At 56.2% G+C, this 17,493-nt stretch carries 15 protein-coding genes and 3 pseudogenes; 11 read left to right on the forward strand and 7 right to left on the reverse strand.

All coding sequences use genetic code 11. The annotated features are described in order from the left end of the window. Window positions 1-92 precede the first annotated feature (92 nt). On the reverse strand, window positions 93-1,007 hold the full coding sequence (locus I9184_RS20415; RefSeq protein ID WP_171725124.1) for a LysR substrate-binding domain-containing protein: 915 nt from the start codon (window positions 1,005-1,007) through the stop codon (window positions 93-95). Window positions 1,008-1,152: 145 nt separating this feature from the next. Here I9184_RS20415 and I9184_RS20420 point away from each other — a divergent pair, with 145 nt between their 5' ends. From I9184_RS20420 to I9184_RS20460, 9 genes and pseudogenes are all read left to right on the forward strand, one after another. Then, window positions 1,153-1,647, forward strand: coding sequence for a TRAP transporter small permease subunit (locus I9184_RS20420; RefSeq protein ID WP_170745487.1), 495 nt, complete (start codon window positions 1,153-1,155; stop codon window positions 1,645-1,647). Next, window positions 1,644-2,942, forward strand: a complete 1,299-nt coding sequence (locus I9184_RS20425; RefSeq protein WP_171725126.1) for a TRAP transporter large permease — start codon at window positions 1,644-1,646, stop codon at window positions 2,940-2,942. The genes I9184_RS20420 and I9184_RS20425 overlap by 4 nt, the downstream gene beginning before the upstream one ends. Before the next feature lie 36 nt (window positions 2,943-2,978). Next, window positions 2,979-3,971, forward strand: a complete 993-nt coding sequence (gene dctP / locus I9184_RS20430; protein WP_209835580.1) for a TRAP transporter substrate-binding protein DctP — start codon at window positions 2,979-2,981, stop codon at window positions 3,969-3,971. 74 nt (window positions 3,972-4,045) lie between these two features. Further along, a complete protein-coding gene (locus tag I9184_RS20435) occupies window positions 4,046-4,357 on the forward strand; it encodes a (2Fe-2S)-binding protein (protein ID WP_209835581.1) in 312 nt (103 codons plus the stop codon). Then, window positions 4,344-5,741 carry an NAD(P)/FAD-dependent oxidoreductase gene (locus I9184_RS20440; RefSeq protein WP_171725129.1) on the forward strand — a complete coding sequence of 466 codons (1,398 nt, stop codon included), beginning with the start codon at window positions 4,344-4,346 and terminating at the stop codon, window positions 5,739-5,741. The genes I9184_RS20435 and I9184_RS20440 overlap by 14 nt, the downstream gene beginning before the upstream one ends. Continuing rightward, on the forward strand, window positions 5,738-6,853 hold the full coding sequence (locus I9184_RS20445; protein WP_171725130.1) for an FAD-binding oxidoreductase: 1,116 nt from the start codon (window positions 5,738-5,740) through the stop codon (window positions 6,851-6,853). Before I9184_RS20440 ends, I9184_RS20445 begins: the two co-directional genes overlap by 4 nt. A 14-nt stretch (window positions 6,854-6,867) precedes the next feature. Then, window positions 6,868-7,212, forward strand: a complete 345-nt coding sequence (locus I9184_RS20450; RefSeq protein WP_171725131.1) for a RidA family protein — start codon at window positions 6,868-6,870, stop codon at window positions 7,210-7,212. A 177-nt stretch (window positions 7,213-7,389) separates the two neighbouring features. Further along, window positions 7,390-8,069, forward strand: a pseudogene (locus I9184_RS20455) (IS6 family transposase). A 47-nt stretch (window positions 8,070-8,116) separates the two neighbouring features. Further along, window positions 8,117-8,266, forward strand: a pseudogene (locus I9184_RS20460) (IS6 family transposase); the annotation flags it as partial. Between the two features lie 186 nt (window positions 8,267-8,452). Here I9184_RS20460 and I9184_RS20465 read toward each other — a convergent pair. The 6 genes from I9184_RS20465 to I9184_RS20490 form a co-directional block, all read right to left on the reverse strand. After that, a complete protein-coding gene (locus I9184_RS20465; RefSeq protein WP_245218235.1) occupies window positions 8,453-9,481 on the reverse strand; it encodes a histone deacetylase family protein in 1,029 nt (342 codons plus the stop codon). 3 nt (window positions 9,482-9,484) lie between these two features. Next, complete coding sequence (locus I9184_RS20470; RefSeq protein ID WP_209835582.1) at window positions 9,485-11,578, reverse strand: ABC transporter permease subunit; 2,094 nt, start codon at window positions 11,576-11,578, stop codon at window positions 9,485-9,487. Between the two features lies 1 nt (window position 11,579). Next, window positions 11,580-12,644 (reverse strand): ATP-binding cassette domain-containing protein, encoded by a 1,065-nt coding sequence (locus I9184_RS20475; protein ID WP_348539559.1) that lies wholly within the window; start codon window positions 12,642-12,644, stop codon window positions 11,580-11,582. Between the two features lie 65 nt (window positions 12,645-12,709). Further along, window positions 12,710-13,648, reverse strand: coding sequence for an ABC transporter substrate-binding protein (locus I9184_RS20480; RefSeq protein ID WP_348539560.1), 939 nt, complete (start codon window positions 13,646-13,648; stop codon window positions 12,710-12,712). 22 nt (window positions 13,649-13,670) lie between these two features. Then, window positions 13,671-15,428, reverse strand: coding sequence for a choline dehydrogenase (locus I9184_RS20485; protein WP_209835584.1), 1,758 nt, complete (start codon window positions 15,426-15,428; stop codon window positions 13,671-13,673). 20 nt (window positions 15,429-15,448) lie between these two features. Beyond that, window positions 15,449-15,808: a cupin domain-containing protein gene (locus I9184_RS20490; protein ID WP_209835585.1), complete on the reverse strand. Its 360-nt coding sequence runs from the start codon at window positions 15,806-15,808 to the stop codon at window positions 15,449-15,451. Window positions 15,809-15,928: 120 nt separating this feature from the next. Here I9184_RS20490 and I9184_RS20495 point away from each other — a divergent pair, with 120 nt between their 5' ends. Then, on the forward strand, window positions 15,929-16,870 hold the full coding sequence (locus tag I9184_RS20495; RefSeq protein WP_209835586.1) for a LysR family transcriptional regulator: 942 nt from the start codon (window positions 15,929-15,931) through the stop codon (window positions 16,868-16,870). A gap of 193 nt (window positions 16,871-17,063) precedes the next feature. After that, a pseudogene (locus I9184_RS20500) lies at window positions 17,064-17,432 on the forward strand (tyrosine-type recombinase/integrase); the annotation flags it as partial. Window positions 17,433-17,493: the final 61 nt, after the last annotated feature.

Here is a 17,493-nt window from a genome sequence, read left to right on the forward strand (position 1 = left end):
CACGGATCGCCAAGCACTCCCGGCTGTACTCATCGATGACGTTGAGCGTGCGGAAAGTATTCAGAGAGCAGTTTTGCGCGCCACAGAATGTCTTAAAACTGCCGGTTTATTGCTTGGAGAGCAGTCTCCAGTTGCCGGATAAACTCACTCGCCAATGCGGACGGGGGACGATGTGCTGGTCGCATGATTGAGACGTTTAGTATGACATGTGGATGGAATGCTCGAAAAACGACCGGCCTGGGTTCAGACCGCATGTTGACATATCCGGCTGCGGTAATTGGATCGCAGATACAGTAACAAAGCCCCTTTTCCACCAAAGTTAGAGCCGGGTTAAAAGTTCTAAGCTCGAACCGTTGGTCGAAACTGGCTTTTTGGCTGGCGAATGCCCTCTGAGTTGCGATCAGATTTGGATGCCCTTCTTGCAGCCCGGCCATCGGAAGGCCCGACAGATGGTGGGCTTCTACCTTGGCCAATTCAGTCAGTGGGTCATCTGCTGGGATTGCGCAAACGCATCTCATGTCGAAATCGACAGTATCAATCGCTGCTGTGGCTTTAGGTGTCTCACCCAGTCCAATGTCATATTGCTGAGAGGCTATCCATTCCTCGATAACGGGTGAGGCACGCATCATCAGTGACGCCTTTACGTCTGGTTTGTCCAGCAGAAACTCACCCAGTAGCTGCGGCATCAACAGGCTGCTGGCCGCCGGCATGCAGGCTATGTTCAGTCGCCCTTTCGTCAGCGCTCCGATTTCGCGCATTGTCCGGGTTGAAAGCGAAAGGCGATCCAGGATCGCTTCAGCCTCGGTGATGAAGTACTGGGCTTCCGGCGTAGGGGCCATTTTCCCGCGCTGCCGCCGGAATAGGGCGATGTCCAGTTCGGCTTCGAGATTTGCAATCAGTGCGCTGACGGCTGGCTGAGTCCGCCCGAGGATTCGGGCCGCTTCAGACACTGATCCTGTTCGCATGACTTCGCGGAAGGCCTGTAATTGGCGGAAGCTGAGATTCATTTGCCTTTGTTAATCCTTAACTTTTCATCGCCACATAAAGTAACTTTATTTAAAGATCAATTTAATCGTTTTGACTTAATAATCCGTACCCCTGATTTTTCCCATCATGAATGCGCTGCCTGTATTCGCCGTGATGGAGGGGGAAATGACACGTTTTTCAAGTGTCCTGCTGACGGTTCTGATTTGCCTTGTTGCTCTTGGGCAATTTGTGCAGGTGATCACGCGCTATGTGCTGGAGATCCCCGTCATGGGGCTGGAAGAAAGCCTGCTTTACCCAACGTTGTGGCTGTACATGCTGGGGGCGGTCAACGCGTCGCGCGAGAACACGCATATCCGCGCCAATGTGCTGGAGATCTTTCTGACCACAGAACGTCAGCATCAGGTTCTGGCGGTTATAGGTGAAGTCATCAGCCTGATCGTTGGCATCTGGTTGACCACCTGGGCCTGGGATTTCACCAAATATTCGATGCGGGTCTGGCGTGAGAGCCCGACATTGTATCTGCCGACTTTCTATGTCGATGTCGCTTTGTTTGTCGGGTTGGTTCTGATGATGATCTTCACCGCTTGGCATCTGCTTATGCACCTGCGCGCACTGTTTTCCCCCCTTGCCGAACCTGCCGTGGAAGGAGGTCTGAAATGATCGAGATTGCGCTTTTTGCTGTATTGATCCTGGTTATCCTGCTGACCTTGGGCGTACCGCTGCCCTATTGTTTCGGTGCGGGTCTGATGGTGATGTATTTCGCCGGAGACGTGGTCATGAAGGGAAATATGCTGTGGGGGTTCCAGCAGTTGGGCAACCCGGTGCTACTGGCCATTCCGCTGTTTGTTCTGGCCGGGACAATCATGTCCGTCTCAGGCATTGCTGCCAGCCTTCTGAATTTCGTCAATATATTCATCGGTCACCTGCGGGGCGGTCTGGGAGTGGTCGCTACAGTGTCCTGCGCCCTCATTGGAGCCATATCGGGTTCGGGCCTGACTGGCGTCGCAGCAATTGGCCCTTTGCTGATCCCCGAGATGGAGAAACAAGGCTATCCCCGCGAATACGCGACGGCGCTTATTGCCAACGCCTCGCTGTTGGGTCTGCTGATCCCGCCCTCGGTAACCATGATCGTCTATGGCTGGGTGACAGACACCTCAATTCTGGCCTGCTTCCTTGCTACATTGGGTCCCGGTCTGCTGATCATGGCCAGCTTTTCGGCGGTCAACATCCGCATGGCCCGCAAATTTCCCCTACAGCTGAATGAGCCGCCGAAAGGGAAGGCCTTTGTATCCGAGGCGACCTCGCTCGGTCTTAAGGCCACGCCCGCGTTGTTGATGCCGGTGATCATTCTGGGTGGTATCTATGGCGGTATCATGACACCGACCGAGGCTGCCGCCGTAGCTGTGATCTATGCGATCCCGGTAGGTTTCCTGATTTACAAGGGGCTGGACATCAAAACCTTTTTCGGTGCGGGCAAAGAGGCTGCGACCTCGGTCGGTGCGATCATGCTGATGATCCTGTTCTCGATGATCCTCAGCCAGATGTTTGTTCTGGAAAGCGTCCCTCAGGCCATCGTGCAGGCGATCTTTTCAGTGACCGAAAACAAAGCCCTGCTGCTGGTGTTGATCAACATCCTGTTGTTCCTCGTCGGAATGGTCGTGAATGATGTCACCGCCATAATCCTGATCGCGCCGCTGTTGCTGCCGCTGATGCAGGCCATCGGCGTCAGCCCGATCCAGTTTGCCGCGATCATGGGTGTGAATACCGCCATGGGCGGCGTGACCCCGCCCTATGCCTCGATCCTTTATCTGGGTGCACGCATCGGCCAGGTGCCGGTCACCAAGGTGATCCGCCCGGCCATGACCCTAATCCTGCTGGGATATCTGCCTGTCGTCTTCCTGACCAGTTTCTGGCCTGACCTGTCGATGTGGCTGCCTCGCTTCTTTGGCTACTAAGCCGACCACTTCATCATTCACGGAGGAGACTTATCCATGATGAACTTTCTGAAATCCACCTGCCTGGCTGCGGCCGTTGTCGCAACTGCAGGCATCGCTGCCGCCGACACGCTGAAGATCAGCCATATCCGACCTCAGGGCGCGACAATCGACAATGAACTGCGTGCTTTCGCTGAGGAGCTGAAGGCTGCCCCGGACGGCTCTCTGGAACTGAACCTGTTCCCGGCATCTGCTCTGGGGGACTACACGTCTGTGCAAGAGCGTATTTCGGTTGGTGCCATCGACATGGCCGTGCAGCCCGCCGCCACAGCGGTTGATCGCCGTATGCAGATCTCGGCTTTCCCCTATGTTGCGGCAAACTGGGACGAAGCGAAAAAGATCTATGGTCCCGGCGGCGCGATCCATTCGGCGATGAAGGATCTTTATGCGAAGCAGGACATCACCATGCTGGCCGCCTATCCGGTGTATTTCGGCGGCGTTGCCTTGAATACCGACGCGGTGAACCCAGGTGATCCGACGGCCGCCAAGGGGATCAAGGTCCGTGTACCCGGTATCAAGAGCTTCCAGCTGACTGCAGACGCTCTGGGCTATATCTCGTCGCCCATTCCGTTCTCGGAAGCGTTTACTGCCGTGCAGACCGGTGTTGTTGACGGTGTCGTCGGTTCGGGCGCTGAAGGCTATTATGCCTCGTTTCGTGATGTGACGACGTCGTATGTGCCAGTGAACACGCATTTTGAAGTTTGGTACATGATCATCAACTCGGGCACATTGGCCGATTTGAGTGATGAAGATCGGGCTGCTCTGGAATCCGCGGCGCTGGCGTTCGAAGCCAAGCGCTGGGAAACCGCTGAGGCCGATCAGGCCGCGTTCGAGCAAAAGCTGGCCGACAATGGCGCAACCATCGTCTCGCTGACGGACGAAGAGCTTGCTGCCACCGCTGCTCATGTACGTGCGCAGGTCTGGCCTCAGGTCCTGGAGGACGTGGGGCAGGATTGGGGTCAGTCCATCCTCGACAAAATCGGCGAATAACCGATCAGACCCTGCGGTCGGGCAAGGCGCGCCTCTCCCCGTGCCTTGCCCGGCCAGCCCACGGAGATCAGCTTATGTTCAGATCCTTGCAAGACAATGACCACGATCTGGTGACGCTGGTCGTTAATGGTCAGCCGTTCACCGCGCGCAAAGGTCAGTCTGTCTGGTCCGCGATGGCCGTGGCCGGTCAGATTGTGACCCGTAAGGCGGCCCTGTCGGGTGACGAGCGCAGTGCTTATTGCGCCATGGGCGTCTGTTTCGAATGCATGGTCGAAATTGATGGGCTTCCCAATCAGCAAGCCTGCCTGCGTCGGGTCGTGGACGGGATGAGCGTTATGACACAAGACATTACCGAAGACACCGAGGCAACTGATGAAAGCTTTTGATTGTGCGATCATTGGGGCTGGCCCGGCCGGAATGTCAGCCGCCATTGAATTGGCGCGGGCTGGAATTGATGTGGTTGTGCTGGACCGGGCTGAACGGGCAGGGGGGCAGATCTATCGCTCTGCGGCAGATAGTCCCTTGCCGGATGCAGCACCCCTGGGGCCGGAATATGCGGCAGGTGCTGATCTGATCACTCGCTTTGAACAATCCCGCGCGACACATCTTGCCGGTGCCGATGCATGGCATCTGGGGGATGATGGCCGTATTCTGTTCTCATATCAGGGCGAAACACGTGAGTTGCACTGCCGGGAAATGTTGTTGTGCCCCGGGGCAATGGAGCGGCCCATGCCGATCCCGGGCTGGACCTTGCCCGGTGTCATGACCGCTGGTGCAGCGCAAGTGATGCTGAAGTCGGACGCAGTTGTAGCAGACAGGGCTGTCTTTGCTGGATCGGGACCGCTGTTGTACTTGATTGTGGCACAGTATCTGCGCCTCGGCGTGTCTGTGGCCGCTCTGGTCGATACGACTCCGCGACAACATTACATTGATGCCGCGCTTCTTATGCCGCGCGCCCTACGGCAGGTCGGACAATTTCGCAAGGGCTTGTCTTTGTTGCGGGAAATCCACGTTTCGGGTGTTGCCACCTACCGACATGCCGAAAATCTGGAGGTGATCGGCGATGAAAAAGCCTCTGGGCTGCGATTTGTGTCATCGGGTCAGCGGCGTGAGATCTTGGCCGATACCGTATTCCTGCATCACGGCGTTCAGCCCAATCTGAACATGACCCGAGCAATGGGGTTGGATCATCATTGGAACAGCGAGCAGATGTGTTGGCAGGTCACTGTTGACGATTTTTGCCAGAGTTCGGTTGCGCATGTTTCGGTTGCTGGCGATGGGGCTGGGATTGCAGGTGCTGATGCCGCCTGCGCTGCTGGGCGTGTGGCTGCTCAGAACATTTTGGTTCACCTTGGCCGAATTTCCCAGACGGACAGGGATCAAAAAGCGCACGCTGATCTGAATTTCTTGTCCGCCCTGAAACCATTTCGCCGGTTCATCGACCGCCTGTACCGCCCAACCGAGGCGCTGAGATTGCCGCGCGATCCCGACACTCTGGTGTGTCGTTGCGAAGAACAGTCTTTGGGCGATTTGCGAGCGGGGTTCGAACAAGGTGCGCGGGACTCGAATGCGCTGAAATCCCTGACCCGATGTGGAATGGGGCCGTGCCAGGGAAGGCAATGTGGCCATGCCGTGACTGGCCTATTGGCAAAGTGGCGTGAGGAAAGCCCCGAAGCGGTTGGATATTACCGCCTGCGCAGCCCGCAACGCTTGTTGACCCTGGATGAGCTGGGCCGATACGACACGGTTCCGGCGGAGGCTGCGGAATGAAGGCGGATGTTCTGATTATCGGCGGGGGTATTCAGGGTTGTGCAACCGCGTACCATCTGGCCCGCAAGGGTGCCTCAGTTATTGTGGTCGAAAAGGATTACTCCGGTCGGCATGCTTCGGGCGTCAACGCGGGCGGAGTGCGGCTGCTGGGCCGGGATTTGGCTGAAGTCCCTTTGTCCAAAGCGTCTATGGAGATGTGGCAGACACTGGATGAAGAGCTGGGTCATGATACCGGATTTCGGCGCCAGACACTGGTGAATATCGCGGTGGATGAGGCAGATCTGGCGAGTGTGAAGGCCCGCGAGGTCAAGATGCATGACGCAGGATATACGCATGAACGGATCATCGATCAGGTTGAACTCAGGGAACGATTGCCTCATGTGAATCCCAATTGCGTTGGCGGCGTGATCTCGGAGCTGGACGGGTATGCGATCCCCTTCAAGGCAACATCTGCGTTTCGCCTGGCGGCGAAAAACTATGGCGCTCTGGTGATCGAAGGCGAAGAGGTTAGGTGCCTCCGCCGCGTGGGCGATGCGTGGCTGGCGCACGGCACCCGGCACAGGTTTGAGGCCAAAACCGTCGTCAATTGCGCCGGGGCCTGGGCGGATAAAATCGCTCTGATGATCGGTGATAACGTTCCCCTCAGCCATGCCGCACCGATGTTGATGATCACCGCCCGGATGCCGCATTTCGCCAAGCCTGTCGTTGGGGCGATCAGCCGACAGCTGAGCTTCAAACAGTTTGAAAACGGTACCGTCCTCATTGGCGGTGGCGCCAAGGGGTTCGCTGATCGCGACAATAATCGCACACGGCTGGACTATGCCAAACTTGCTGCTGCGTGCCGCACTACAACCGAGTTTTTTCCGATTATGCGCAAGGCCAGTATCAACCGGATGTGGGCCGGGTTGGAGGCTTATATGCCCGACAATCTGCCCGTGATCGGCCCGGCCGCAAATGCCCCGCGTGCATTCCACGCATTCGGGTTTTCAGCGCATGGATTTCAGATGGGACCTGTTGTGGGGCAGGTTCTGGCGGATCTGGTGACCGGTGGCCAAAGCCGCTTCAATCTATCGCCCTTCCGCATAGACCGATTTGACCGCAAGGTCCTGTAATGGAGATAACCGACATGACAATCACCCGCATCGAAACCGGCCAACGCATGAGCAAGATCGTCAAGCACAACGGCGTCGCTTATCTGTGTGGCCAAACCTCGGATGCCACAACAGCCGCGGATCAAACCCGCGAGATTCTGGCCAAGGTCGAGGACCTGTTGACCAAGGCCGGCAGCGACAAGACCCGCATCCTGCAATGCGTGATCTGGCTGGCAGACATGGCGGATTTCGCCGAGATGAATGACGTTTGGGATGCTTGGGTACCGCAAGGTCACGCCCCGGCCCGTGCCTGTGGCGAGGCCAAGCTGGCGCGTGATGTGCTCAAGGTTGAGATGATCGTCACTGCGGCCTGCGACTGAGCAGGTTGCTCCGCTTTTAATTTGCGCCCTGTTCAGCCGTTCTGAACTTTTCAGGATGTGTTCACGCTCAAGCCCAAGGCGACCAGCGCCCCGGATCTTGCCGTGCTTCAGGATCACCACCTGCGCAAAGGCGTGATGCACATCACGGGCAATGAGTTTCACGACCAGTGTCGGTCCATGATCTCTTTCAAAGGCGCGCAATATCCGAAGGACGTGATCCTGTTCGCGGTGTTCTTCTACGTTCGATAAGGTGTTTCATACCGTGACCTGGCGAAAATCATGGGTGAGCGCGGTGTTTCCGTGGGTCACACCACGCTGAACCGTTGGGTAACGCAATACTCAGGCGCCATTGCCGAAGTCGTGCGTCGACGCAAAGGACCATGTGATTGCTCCTGGAGAATGGGCGAGACATACGTCAAAGTGAAAGGCGCGCGGGTCTATCTCTACCGCGCCGTCGACAAACACGAAAAAACACTTGATGTCATGCTGTCCGAGCGGCGCAACAAACCAGCTGCCACGAAATTCTTCGCCCGGATGCTGTAGCTCAACGGCCTACCGCGAAAGATAGTCATCGACAAAAGTGGCGCAAGCACCGTTGGCATCAAGGCCATTAACAAGATGTTAAAGGGGTTTGGCTGCCCGATCCCGATCGATATGGTCAGGCGCAAATACCTCAATAACATCATGGAACAAGATCACAGCTTCACCAATAGGCGAACCCGTCCGATGCTTGGCTTCAAGTCCTATATCTCGGCCGCAGCAACTCTGGTCGGGATCGAAGTCGCGCACATGATCCGCAAGGGCAACACACGCGCGGACTCTGTCCGTTCCAACAATTCGCTAGGCTAGCATATTAACGCTGGTGCGATCACAGAAGTAGCTCGCCTGGCTGAAATCTTTGCAACGGAACCGGATCAGACCCATGCTGGGATTCAAATCTTTCGCTTCAGCCGCATCTGCCCTGGCAGGCACAGAACTGATCAACATGATCCGCAAAGGTCAATTCACACCCGGGCTCCAACCGTTTCAGCAATTCGCCCAACTGGCAGGATAAACTGCTCACCAACTCCACTGATGCTCTGTCTTCTAAAAGGTTTGCGACAGAACCCTTGGTTGGTCAAAAAACGGAAGATCATCCCGTTCATTCATCTGATTGACAAATCGGAACACAGGGACGGCACAATCATGCATTATCAATCGACTGTCGTGGATCCCTGAATGCCTTTCCGGTTACCAATCTCTAATGGGAGTACCCTTTTATGACATTAGCGACATTTGTGCCCAAAGCCTCCATCGCGTATCCGCCTTCCATGATAAACTGTGTGGAAAGGTCAAGAGCCCGGATCTGGCGCCCGATTTCGATGTAATCCGGGCTGTGCAGTTCGAATCCGCCAACGGGATCGCCCGCGAAACTGTCCACTCCGAGGGAAACCACAAGCACATCGGGGGCATAGTTGCGGGTCCTGTGTAGCGCGATTTCCAACGCTTTGCTCCAAGCGCGAAAATCGGTTCCACGCGGCATCGGAAGATTCAAATTATACCCCTTGCCCGGACCGAAACCGGTCTCGGTGTCATAGCCCATCAAAAAGGGGTACTCGTCTTCCGGCCGACAGTGGAGCGAAGCAAAGAACACATCGGCCCGGTCATAGAAGATGGCCTGCGTCCCATTCCCGTGGTGATAGTCGATGTCCAGGATCGCCACACGCTTGGCCCCCTTGTTGCGGTGCGCCTGCGCGGCGATCGCAGCATTGTTGAGATAGCAATAGCCGCCTGCCATATCCTGCGAGGCGTGGTGCCCGGGCGGACGGCAGATGGAAAACACGGCTTGTTCTCCATCTTGGATCAGATCAACCCCTGTCAGGGCAATATCCTTGGCGGACCGGATCGCCTGCCATGTCCCTTTGACAAAGGGCACACATACGTCGAACGTATAGCAGCTGAGCATCGAATGCACCGAGGCGTTCGGCACCTGATCCATCCCGCGCATCCCAAAGGTATAGGCAGTGGCAAAACCGCCGGTGCCGAATTCGTCTTCCCATAGCGGATAACAGCGTTCCAGAAAGCTGACGAAAGCAGGGTCATGAACCTGATGCGCCACGTCCAGCCCATAGGTGGCTGGCGGGATGACATCCGTGAACCCGGCTTCGGCAAGCGCGGTCATGATCATATTCATGCGCTCGGGGCTTTCCGACATGGGTATCATCTGGTCATAGCGCATTTCCTTGGCACCGGTATGATCGCGATGATCGTCTGAATAGATCAGTTTCATGGCTTATCCATTTACAAGATGATTTTGGTAATTGCGCTGCCAGGCTTGGCAAAACCGGTCCGCCGTGATTGCGATGACGGCCATTCCTATCCCGGCCACAAAGCCCTGACCAAAATTACCGGCAGAAAGACCGATATAGACCTCTTGTCCCAGCCCGTTTGTCCCGACCAGTGCCGCAATGACCAGCATTGCGATGCCAAACATGATCGACTGGTTCAGCCCCAGCATGATGTTTGGCAGGGCCAGCGGCAGCTTGACCAGAAACAACATCTGTACGCGTGTTGTGCCCAGACTGGTTGCGGCTTCCGTCACGGTTTTAGGCACATGCCGAAGCCCGTGTTCCGTGTAGCGGAATGCCGGCACAAAGGCGTAAGAAACAATGGCCAGAAGCGCGGTGAACTCTCCGATCTTGAACACCATGACAATGGGGATCAGCAGCACAAAGGGTGGCATTGTCTGTAGCGTGTCGTTGACAGGCCGCATGATGCGCGAGAACCAGTCATACTGCGCCGCCGCCGCACCAAGCAATGCCCCGATGACAAAGGAAAGACCCACTGCGATCGAGCAGAGATAAAGCGACAGCATTGCCTTGTCCCAGCTGCCCGACACCAGAAGAAAGGTAAGCCCAAGCAGGGTTCCGGCTGCAAGTCGGCCCCCTCCCAGACGATAGGCGAAATAGGTGAGGATGGCGATCAGCGCCAGCCAGGGCATATCCGTCAACCCGATATAGAACAGCAGCCCACCCAACGGGACCGTCACGGCCAGACCCGGACGCTTCCGCTGCCAGAGCCACGCGGTGCCGAAGACCAGCAACGCGACATAGGCCACTGTGTGCCAGATTGTCAGAGCGAACCCCCAGGTGAACGGGCTGACCGTTTTGTCGAAACCAATTTTCAGGGGCAGCATAACAAAGAAGAGGCTGGCATTCTTGACCGCGTCCACCAAGGGTTTGAGGTTGATTACGAACCATGTGATCGCGCGATTAAGTGGTTCCGCCAGATCAAACTGCCAAGTTTCAGGCCATTGCGCCAGAAACGGAACGACCTGCGCCACAGCCAGAGCCAAAACCACGACCCCGATCAGACGCAGTGGAAAGGCGTATCGCTGCAACGTTGTTTTCCGGGTCAGCGTCACACCTTCGCGCTCGGCCAGACCAAAAGTGATCCGATCCAGGATCATCGCCATCAGGGCAATCACGATACCGGCCACCAGACTTTCACCAAACTGCGCTTTGCGCATGGTCGACAGAACCTCCCAGCCGATGTCGGCGGTGCCGCCGATGATCGAAGCAATGATTACCATCGAAAGCGATGCCATGGTGGTCTGGTTGATCCCGATCAGAATCTGCCGCAACGCAGTCGGGAACCGCACGCGCCAGAACAGCTGGCCTGGGGTGGCGCCGGACATGAGGCCGGACTCGATGATATCGGAGGGCACGCCGCGCAGCCCCAGAATGGTATTCCGCACCATGGGCGGGAAGGCGAACAGAATAGAGGCGACCAGACCAACAACCGGCCCGAAACCAAACAGCAAGAGGATCGGCAATAGATAAGCAAAGGCTGGAATAGTCTGAGAAATATCCAGCAGCGGGATGATGACGCGCTCGGCTCGAGTTGAGGCATAGCCCCACACCCCAAGAGCAAAGCCGACCAGAACGGCCATCGGAACCGAGATGAAGACAAGAGCAAAGGAATTCATCGCTTCTTCCCACAGGCCAACGCACAGCACATAAATCAGGCTGAGCACCGTAAACACTGCCAGATCGCGCCCGCCCGCCCTGTAGCCGATCATTGTTATCGCCGCGACGAAGGCGCTCCATGGCAGCCAATGCAGCAAGGCACGCACCCAGTCCATGGGATAGGTGAAAAGCAACGTGATCACTTTGAAGAAGGGTTCGAAATTGGCCACCACCCAATCCATGATGACATTCAGGACATCCGTGATCGGCAGTTCCAGCGCGCCAGGGAATTTCGCAATCCAGGGCACTTGCCCCATAAGAAGGACACAGAGCAGCGAAAACACAATGACTGCTGGCCATCCAAAGGATTGTTTTTGCAATTTGCCCGGATTGCTCGTTATCGCAATATCGCTGGGCATTTCACACCTCCCCTGAGGAAGCGGCGAGTGTTTTCATGAGTGAAGCAGGCGTCACGACGCCAAGAACACCTCCGTCGGCCCCATCGACAACCACCCCCTTGGGGCTGCGGACAAGTTCCGTGATGAGGGCTTCGGCCACCATCGCGCCCGGAACATGCGGCAGGTCGCCGATGTCGCCTTCGGGTGGGACCACGCAGGCTTCGGCCCGCATGACACGGATACGGGGAACTTCGCTAGTGAATTGTGCGACATAGTCATCGGCGGGATTCAGTATCAGATCTTCGGGCGTTCCAATCTGTACCACCTTGCCATCACGCATGATCGCCATGCGGTCAGCAATGCGCAGCGCTTCAAGAAAATCATGAGTGATGAAGACGATGGATTTGTGCAACATCTTCTGAATACGCAGAAATTCATCCTGCATTTGTCGTCGGATCAAAGGATCCAACGCCGAAAACGGTTCATCCAGAAACCAGACATCCGGCTCAACCGCAAGCGAGCGCGCGATGCCAACCCGTTGTTGCTGCCCGCCTGACAATTGGCCGGGAAAGCTTGACTCACGCCCTTCGAGATCGACCAACTTGATGACGCGCTGGGCATGTTCAAGCTGTTCAGCAAGCGGCATCCCCTGAAGTTTCAGCGGAAAGGCTACGTTTTCAAGAACCGTCAGATGCGGCAGAAGCCCAAAGTTCTGAAAAACCATGCCCATCTTGTGGCGGCGGATGTCGATCAACTCTCGGTCGGATTTCGCCAGCAGGTTTTCTCCGTCCAACAGGACTTCGCCATAGCTGGCATCAACCAGCCTGGACAGACAGCGAACGACCGTCGACTTGCCCGAACCCGACAGGCCCATAATCACGAAGATCTCGCCCACATGGACATCGAAACTGACGTCTATGGCTGCTGGAACATGGACTTCGGACCGCATGCGGTCAGCCAGTGCATCACGATCTATCTGATAGCCGGAGGTGTCAAAGTAGTATTGCGGCCGGGGGCCATAGACCTTCCACAGATTGCGGCAGGAAAGCTTTACCGCGCGTTCCTCTGGTGACTCGTGCTGTCCCACAGCAGATCCTCTCATATTGTTAACGCCCGGCACCCTGTGCCGAGCGTCAAAGGCATCTGAACGACTTAGTTAATCCAGACCGACCATTGGTCTTCGTTGTTCGTGATCCATTCCTGAACAACCTCTTCCAGCGGTCTGCCGTCCTGATCTACGGCAAAGATCATTGCGTTTTGATCTTCGTTCGTCAGAGCGAACTGCTCGAGAAGCGCTGCCGCTCCGGGCCAGGTTTTCGCCAGCGAATTGGAGGCGATTTTCTTGACCGAAGCCTGAGCGAACCCGCAGGCTGTCTCGCGCTGCTGGTCTTCTTCGACGCACTCTCCGTCAATCGGATTCCACTCAACCCAATTCATATCAACTTCGGCAAAGATCCAATGGGGTTGCCAGAACATCATCAGAATAGGGTCTTTGGACGCCAGTGCGCTTTTCAGTTCGGCCACCATTGCACCTTCGGAACCGCCGGGGACCGGTACGAAAGGCAGGCCAATTCCTTCGACAACGGACTTGGAACGGGTGCCCCAGTCCGCCGGGTAAGTGATCAACCGGCCATCGGGGAATGTCTCGGCTGTGGCGAACGCCTGCGCACAGTCGAAGAGCGCCTGATAGTCGGGTAGGCCGGGGCACTTTTCAGCCATGTAGTCAGGGTACATCCAACCTTCTCGGGGGATGAGGCCCAGTTCTCCCATGTCGACAATCGCACCCGATGCCAGACCGTCGGTGTAAACGTCTGTGATGGAATTGTCCCAAACCTCGGGATTGAAATGCAGCTCATTCTGGGCCAGCGCGGTAAACTGTGGCAGACCGCCTGCGGTCACCAGCTCGACGTTGTAGCCCTTTTTCCTCAAAAGTTCCGCTGCAATGTTGGCTGACAGGTGCTGTCCTGTCCATTCATTGACCGCAATTTTGATTGGTTCTTCGGATTCAACCTCGGCAGTTGCCATAGATGCGGCCAGCATTGCAGCCGATAGGACCAGCGCGGTTTTCAGTTCTTTGATACTTTGTTTCACGTATTCTCCTCCCTGAGAGTGTTCAGTTTGTGGTTTCCAAAAGCGCTGCGCGCAAACTCTCGCGTTCGTTGGCATAATCATGGCTGATGTCCGGCGAACGCTGGCGGGTGCTCCAATTTGGATCGGCCAGCAACGGCGCGTCTGTAGCTTCACCCAGCGTTTGCCCGAGGATCAGATCAGCAGCCCGTTCCGCCAGCATGAGCGTGGGGGCATTCAGATCCCCCGCGGTCGCTTGCGGCATGACCGAACTGTCTACAAGACGAAGACCATCCACACCTTTGACCCGCATGGTCAGCGGATCGACGACCGCGCCGTCGTCCGTCCCCATTCGGCACGTCCCGCAGGGGTGATAGGCGCTCTCGACCTTTTCCTTGATGAACTGGTCGATGCACGCATCGCTTTGGTGGTCATCCCCCGGTGCGATTTCCCTGCCCCGATACGGGGCAAAGGCCGGTTGGGCAAAGATCTCACGGGTCAGGCGGATGCAGGCGCGCATTTCCAGCCAGTCGTCTTCGTGAGTCATATAGTTGAAACGCACGCGCGGCGGTTCTGAGGGGGCCGCGCTGCGCAGTCGGACCCAACCCCGGCTTTTTGAACGCTTGGTTCCGACATGGACCTGGAATCCGTGGCCATCAGCCAGGGACTTGCCGTCATAGGAAATTGCCAACGGCAGGAAATGGTACTGGATATCGGGATAGATGATCCCGGCCCGACTGCGTATGTGCCCACCGCTTTCAAAGTGGTTGGTGGCCCCAAGTCCCCCCTTAGTCAAAAGCCAGCGCGCACCGATCATCGCCTTGCCCAGCAGCGACATATGCGGAAACAAAGAGACAGGCTGTGTGCATTCCTGCTGCAGATAGACCTCAAGGTGGTCCATCAAATTTTCGCCCACGGCATCATTCGCTGCGATCACCTCGATCCCATGCTTGCCCAGTTCCTCTGGTGGCCCGATTCCGGACCGCTTGAGGATGGTGGGCGACATGATGGAACCGGCGCTCAGGACAACATCCCGCGTGGTGCGAACGATTTGAGAGGTGCCTTTTCTGGTGAACTTGACCCCTACCGCCCGGCGGCCTTCAAACACAATGCGTTCGACAAGCGCATGAGATAGAACACGGACATTGCCCCGCTTGATCGCGGGATACAGATAGCCCACGGCGGCACTGGCACGTTTGCCGCCGCCGACCGACATCTCCATCGGGCCGACGCCTTCATGCTGGCGCTCGTTCATGTTGGGGCTGACGGCATAGCCCGCCTCGCGGCCCGCTTCGACAAACGCGGGATAGAGAGGATTGCTTTCCTTGCCTCGTGTCACCGATATCGGACCCTGCGTGCCGCGCAAGGGACCGCCGCCTTTTACGTTCTCAAGGCGCTGGAAATAGGGCAGGACATTGGCCCAGTGCCAGCCTTCGGCCCCGCGCGCGGACCACAATTCGTAGTCCATCGGATTGCCGCGCACATAGCACATCCCATTGATCGAAGACGACCCGCCCAACCCTTTGCCGCGCGGCAAGTTCATGACACGCCCGTCCAAACCGGGTTCCGGTTCAGTCCACATGCCCCAGTTGAAGCGTTTGGTGTTCATCGGAATCGACAGCGCCGTCGGCATCGTCACGAACAGTGATTTATCGCTGCCGCCAGCCTCCAGCACCAGAATCCGAAGCTTGGGATCCGCGCCCAACCGGTTGGCCAGAACACAGCCGGCCGAACCTGCGCCAATGATCACGTAATCATAGAACCCGAGGTCACTTGATCCGTCGTTGTTGTGGACACTGTTCATGCAAACACATCTCCGCCGGATCAGTCGATCATCACGTAGTATTTCAGCATGGGTTCCGTCTGCTTCCAGTATCCCCGGAACCCCTTGGGCACGAGGAAGGCATCGCCCTTGGAATAGGTTTCCGAGAACTCTTCGTTTTCGAGTGTGACCGAGCCTTCGATGACATACATGAATTCGTGGCAGGGATAGGATTCATAGAACTCTGTATAAGCAGTGGAGCGCCAGATGCCGGCGCGAATACCAGGAGTTTCGTTCTCAAAGTAAATGTGATCCAACCCAAGGGGCTGCTCAGTAAGAAGCTCAGCCGTCTCCAACGGTATGTCAGCTGTGGTTTTCCAACCTGTCGGTCCGTTAGCTTCAAATTTTATGGGGGTATTCATGTGGTTTCTTCCTTAGTCGGATCATCTTTGCGATGATGAATTTCAGCGACGTTAGAAGGCAAATGCTCAAAGGTGAAATTACTATTTGTGCCGTATCGAAACCTGAGGTTACCATAGGCCATGCAAATCAAACCAACTTTGACCTCATTGCGCGCCTTTGATCTTTTTGCTCGGACGGGCACGTTGACCGAGGCCGCGACCGTTCTGAATGTCACACGCCCAGCCATAAGCAAGCAGATCAAGGAATTGGAAACGATCACGGGCTGTCAGCTGGTTTCACGCGCCGGTCCCAACGTCACCCTTACCGCGCAGGGGGCCGAACTGGCCGCAGGACTTCGTCAAGCTTTCGATCTGATTTCAGCAACGACCGAACGCCTTACCGAAAGCGACCTTCGTTCAGATTCCGTGCGCGTCCTGGTCGAAAGAGATTTCGCGTCATCCTGGCTTGCCGAGAAAATCGGAACATTCCTGATCGACCATCCCGGTATTTCCGTTGAGATTATCGCCGAACGCAATGGGCGGTTGCGGAATGCAGAAGACTTTAGTTTTCGGATATTCTACGGACCACAAGGAAGTTTTGAATCTACGGATCTTACAGAGGAGTTTCTGTGCGACTGGATCGACATCCCCCTCTGTACACCGGAATATGCCGCAAGACACATAAGCGACGGTGGTCAGTATCAAGATGCGCGCTTCCTGCTCGACAAAAACTACAACCCCTGGGACCAATGGTTTGAAAAAGCTGGCATTGGAAGCCCCGGAGAATCTGCCGCCTTTACCAGCTTCAATGAAACCTCCCTATGCCTTTCAGCCGCGCTTTCAGATGCCGGAATAACCATTGGCGATAGTTTCTTGTGTCTTCATTCCATCGAAACCGGGCGTTTGATCGCCCCCTTTAAAATCGGTTCGCGTAGCACCGAACGTTATGCGATCTGCCGCCCTTCGGGGCGTAAGTTGTCGGCAAGTGAACTTAAATTCAAACAATGGCTGGTCCGCGAAATCGAAGAGTTCGAAAAAAAGGTAGATCGAGTCATTCGGCGAAAAGGGATCAAAGTGATTTGACACTCAATGAAAACACAACCGCTTGGTCGTGCTGCCCAAGTAGGCGAAGCTATGTTTGCTATGATCGTTCGCAGGCAAATCGGTTATGACAGAGACCGATGCAGCTTCATCCACAATAGCGGACGTTTTTACGAAACGTATTGTGGCGCACCAATCAGGCTCAGCCAATTCGACAAGGCTCCCAAGCCTGAGAAAGACCAAGCGACCAGTCCAGTTTGAGCCGACGGTAAACACGCGCGAAACCGTCTTGGCCTGGGTTAAATTACCCGAGTTGTTTGCGTGCCGTTTCATGTTCCCCAGCCGGTTCCATGACCGCCCACACATCTCAACCCGCCAGTATGGACGGCTTGTTCGAGACTGGGTAACTGCGATTGGCCTAGAACCGAGCGGGTACGGCACGCACACGCTCTGCCGGACAAAGGCAGCAAAGATATATCGAAAGACCGGTAACATCCGTGCGGTCCAACTGTTGCTCGGCCATACTAAGGTTGAAGGCACTGTTCGCTATCTCGGCGTCGAATTGGAAGACACCCTGAGCATCGCTGAGCGCATCGATATTTGAGCCACCTTGCCGAACGGTCCAGCCGTTCGCCACTCCAAAGCCGGTATCTGTTTCTCATGCG

The organism is Ruegeria sp. HKCCE3926 (genome assembly GCF_017872515.1).
Taxonomy (GTDB): domain Bacteria; phylum Pseudomonadota; class Alphaproteobacteria; order Rhodobacterales; family Rhodobacteraceae; genus Ruegeria.

Coding starts and splice junctions, on each gene's coding strand:
- I9184_RS20420 (WP_170745487.1), top strand. CDS start 1,153: ATGACACGTTTTTCAAGTGTCCTGCTGACGGTTCTGATTTGCCTTGTT.
- I9184_RS20445 (WP_171725130.1), top strand. CDS start 5,738: ATGAAGGCGGATGTTCTGATTATCGGCGGGGGTATTCAGGGTTGTGCA.
- I9184_RS20425 (WP_171725126.1), top strand. CDS start 1,644: ATGATCGAGATTGCGCTTTTTGCTGTATTGATCCTGGTTATCCTGCTG.
- dctP (WP_209835580.1), top strand. CDS start 2,979: ATGATGAACTTTCTGAAATCCACCTGCCTGGCTGCGGCCGTTGTCGCA.
- I9184_RS20450 (WP_171725131.1), top strand. CDS start 6,868: ATGACAATCACCCGCATCGAAACCGGCCAACGCATGAGCAAGATCGTC.
- I9184_RS20435 (WP_209835581.1), top strand. CDS start 4,046: ATGTTCAGATCCTTGCAAGACAATGACCACGATCTGGTGACGCTGGTC.
- I9184_RS20415 (WP_171725124.1), bottom strand. CDS start 1,007: ATGAATCTCAGCTTCCGCCAATTACAGGCCTTCCGCGAAGTCATGCGA.
- I9184_RS20490 (WP_209835585.1), bottom strand. CDS start 15,808: ATGAATACCCCCATAAAATTTGAAGCTAACGGACCGACAGGTTGGAAA.
- I9184_RS20440 (WP_171725129.1), top strand. CDS start 4,344: ATGAAAGCTTTTGATTGTGCGATCATTGGGGCTGGCCCGGCCGGAATG.
- I9184_RS20485 (WP_209835584.1), bottom strand. CDS start 15,428: ATGAACAGTGTCCACAACAACGACGGATCAAGTGACCTCGGGTTCTAT.
- I9184_RS20495 (WP_209835586.1), top strand. CDS start 15,929: ATGCAAATCAAACCAACTTTGACCTCATTGCGCGCCTTTGATCTTTTT.
- I9184_RS20470 (WP_209835582.1), bottom strand. CDS start 11,578: ATGCCCAGCGATATTGCGATAACGAGCAATCCGGGCAAATTGCAAAAA.
- I9184_RS20465 (WP_245218235.1), bottom strand. CDS start 9,481: ATGAAACTGATCTATTCAGACGATCATCGCGATCATACCGGTGCCAAG.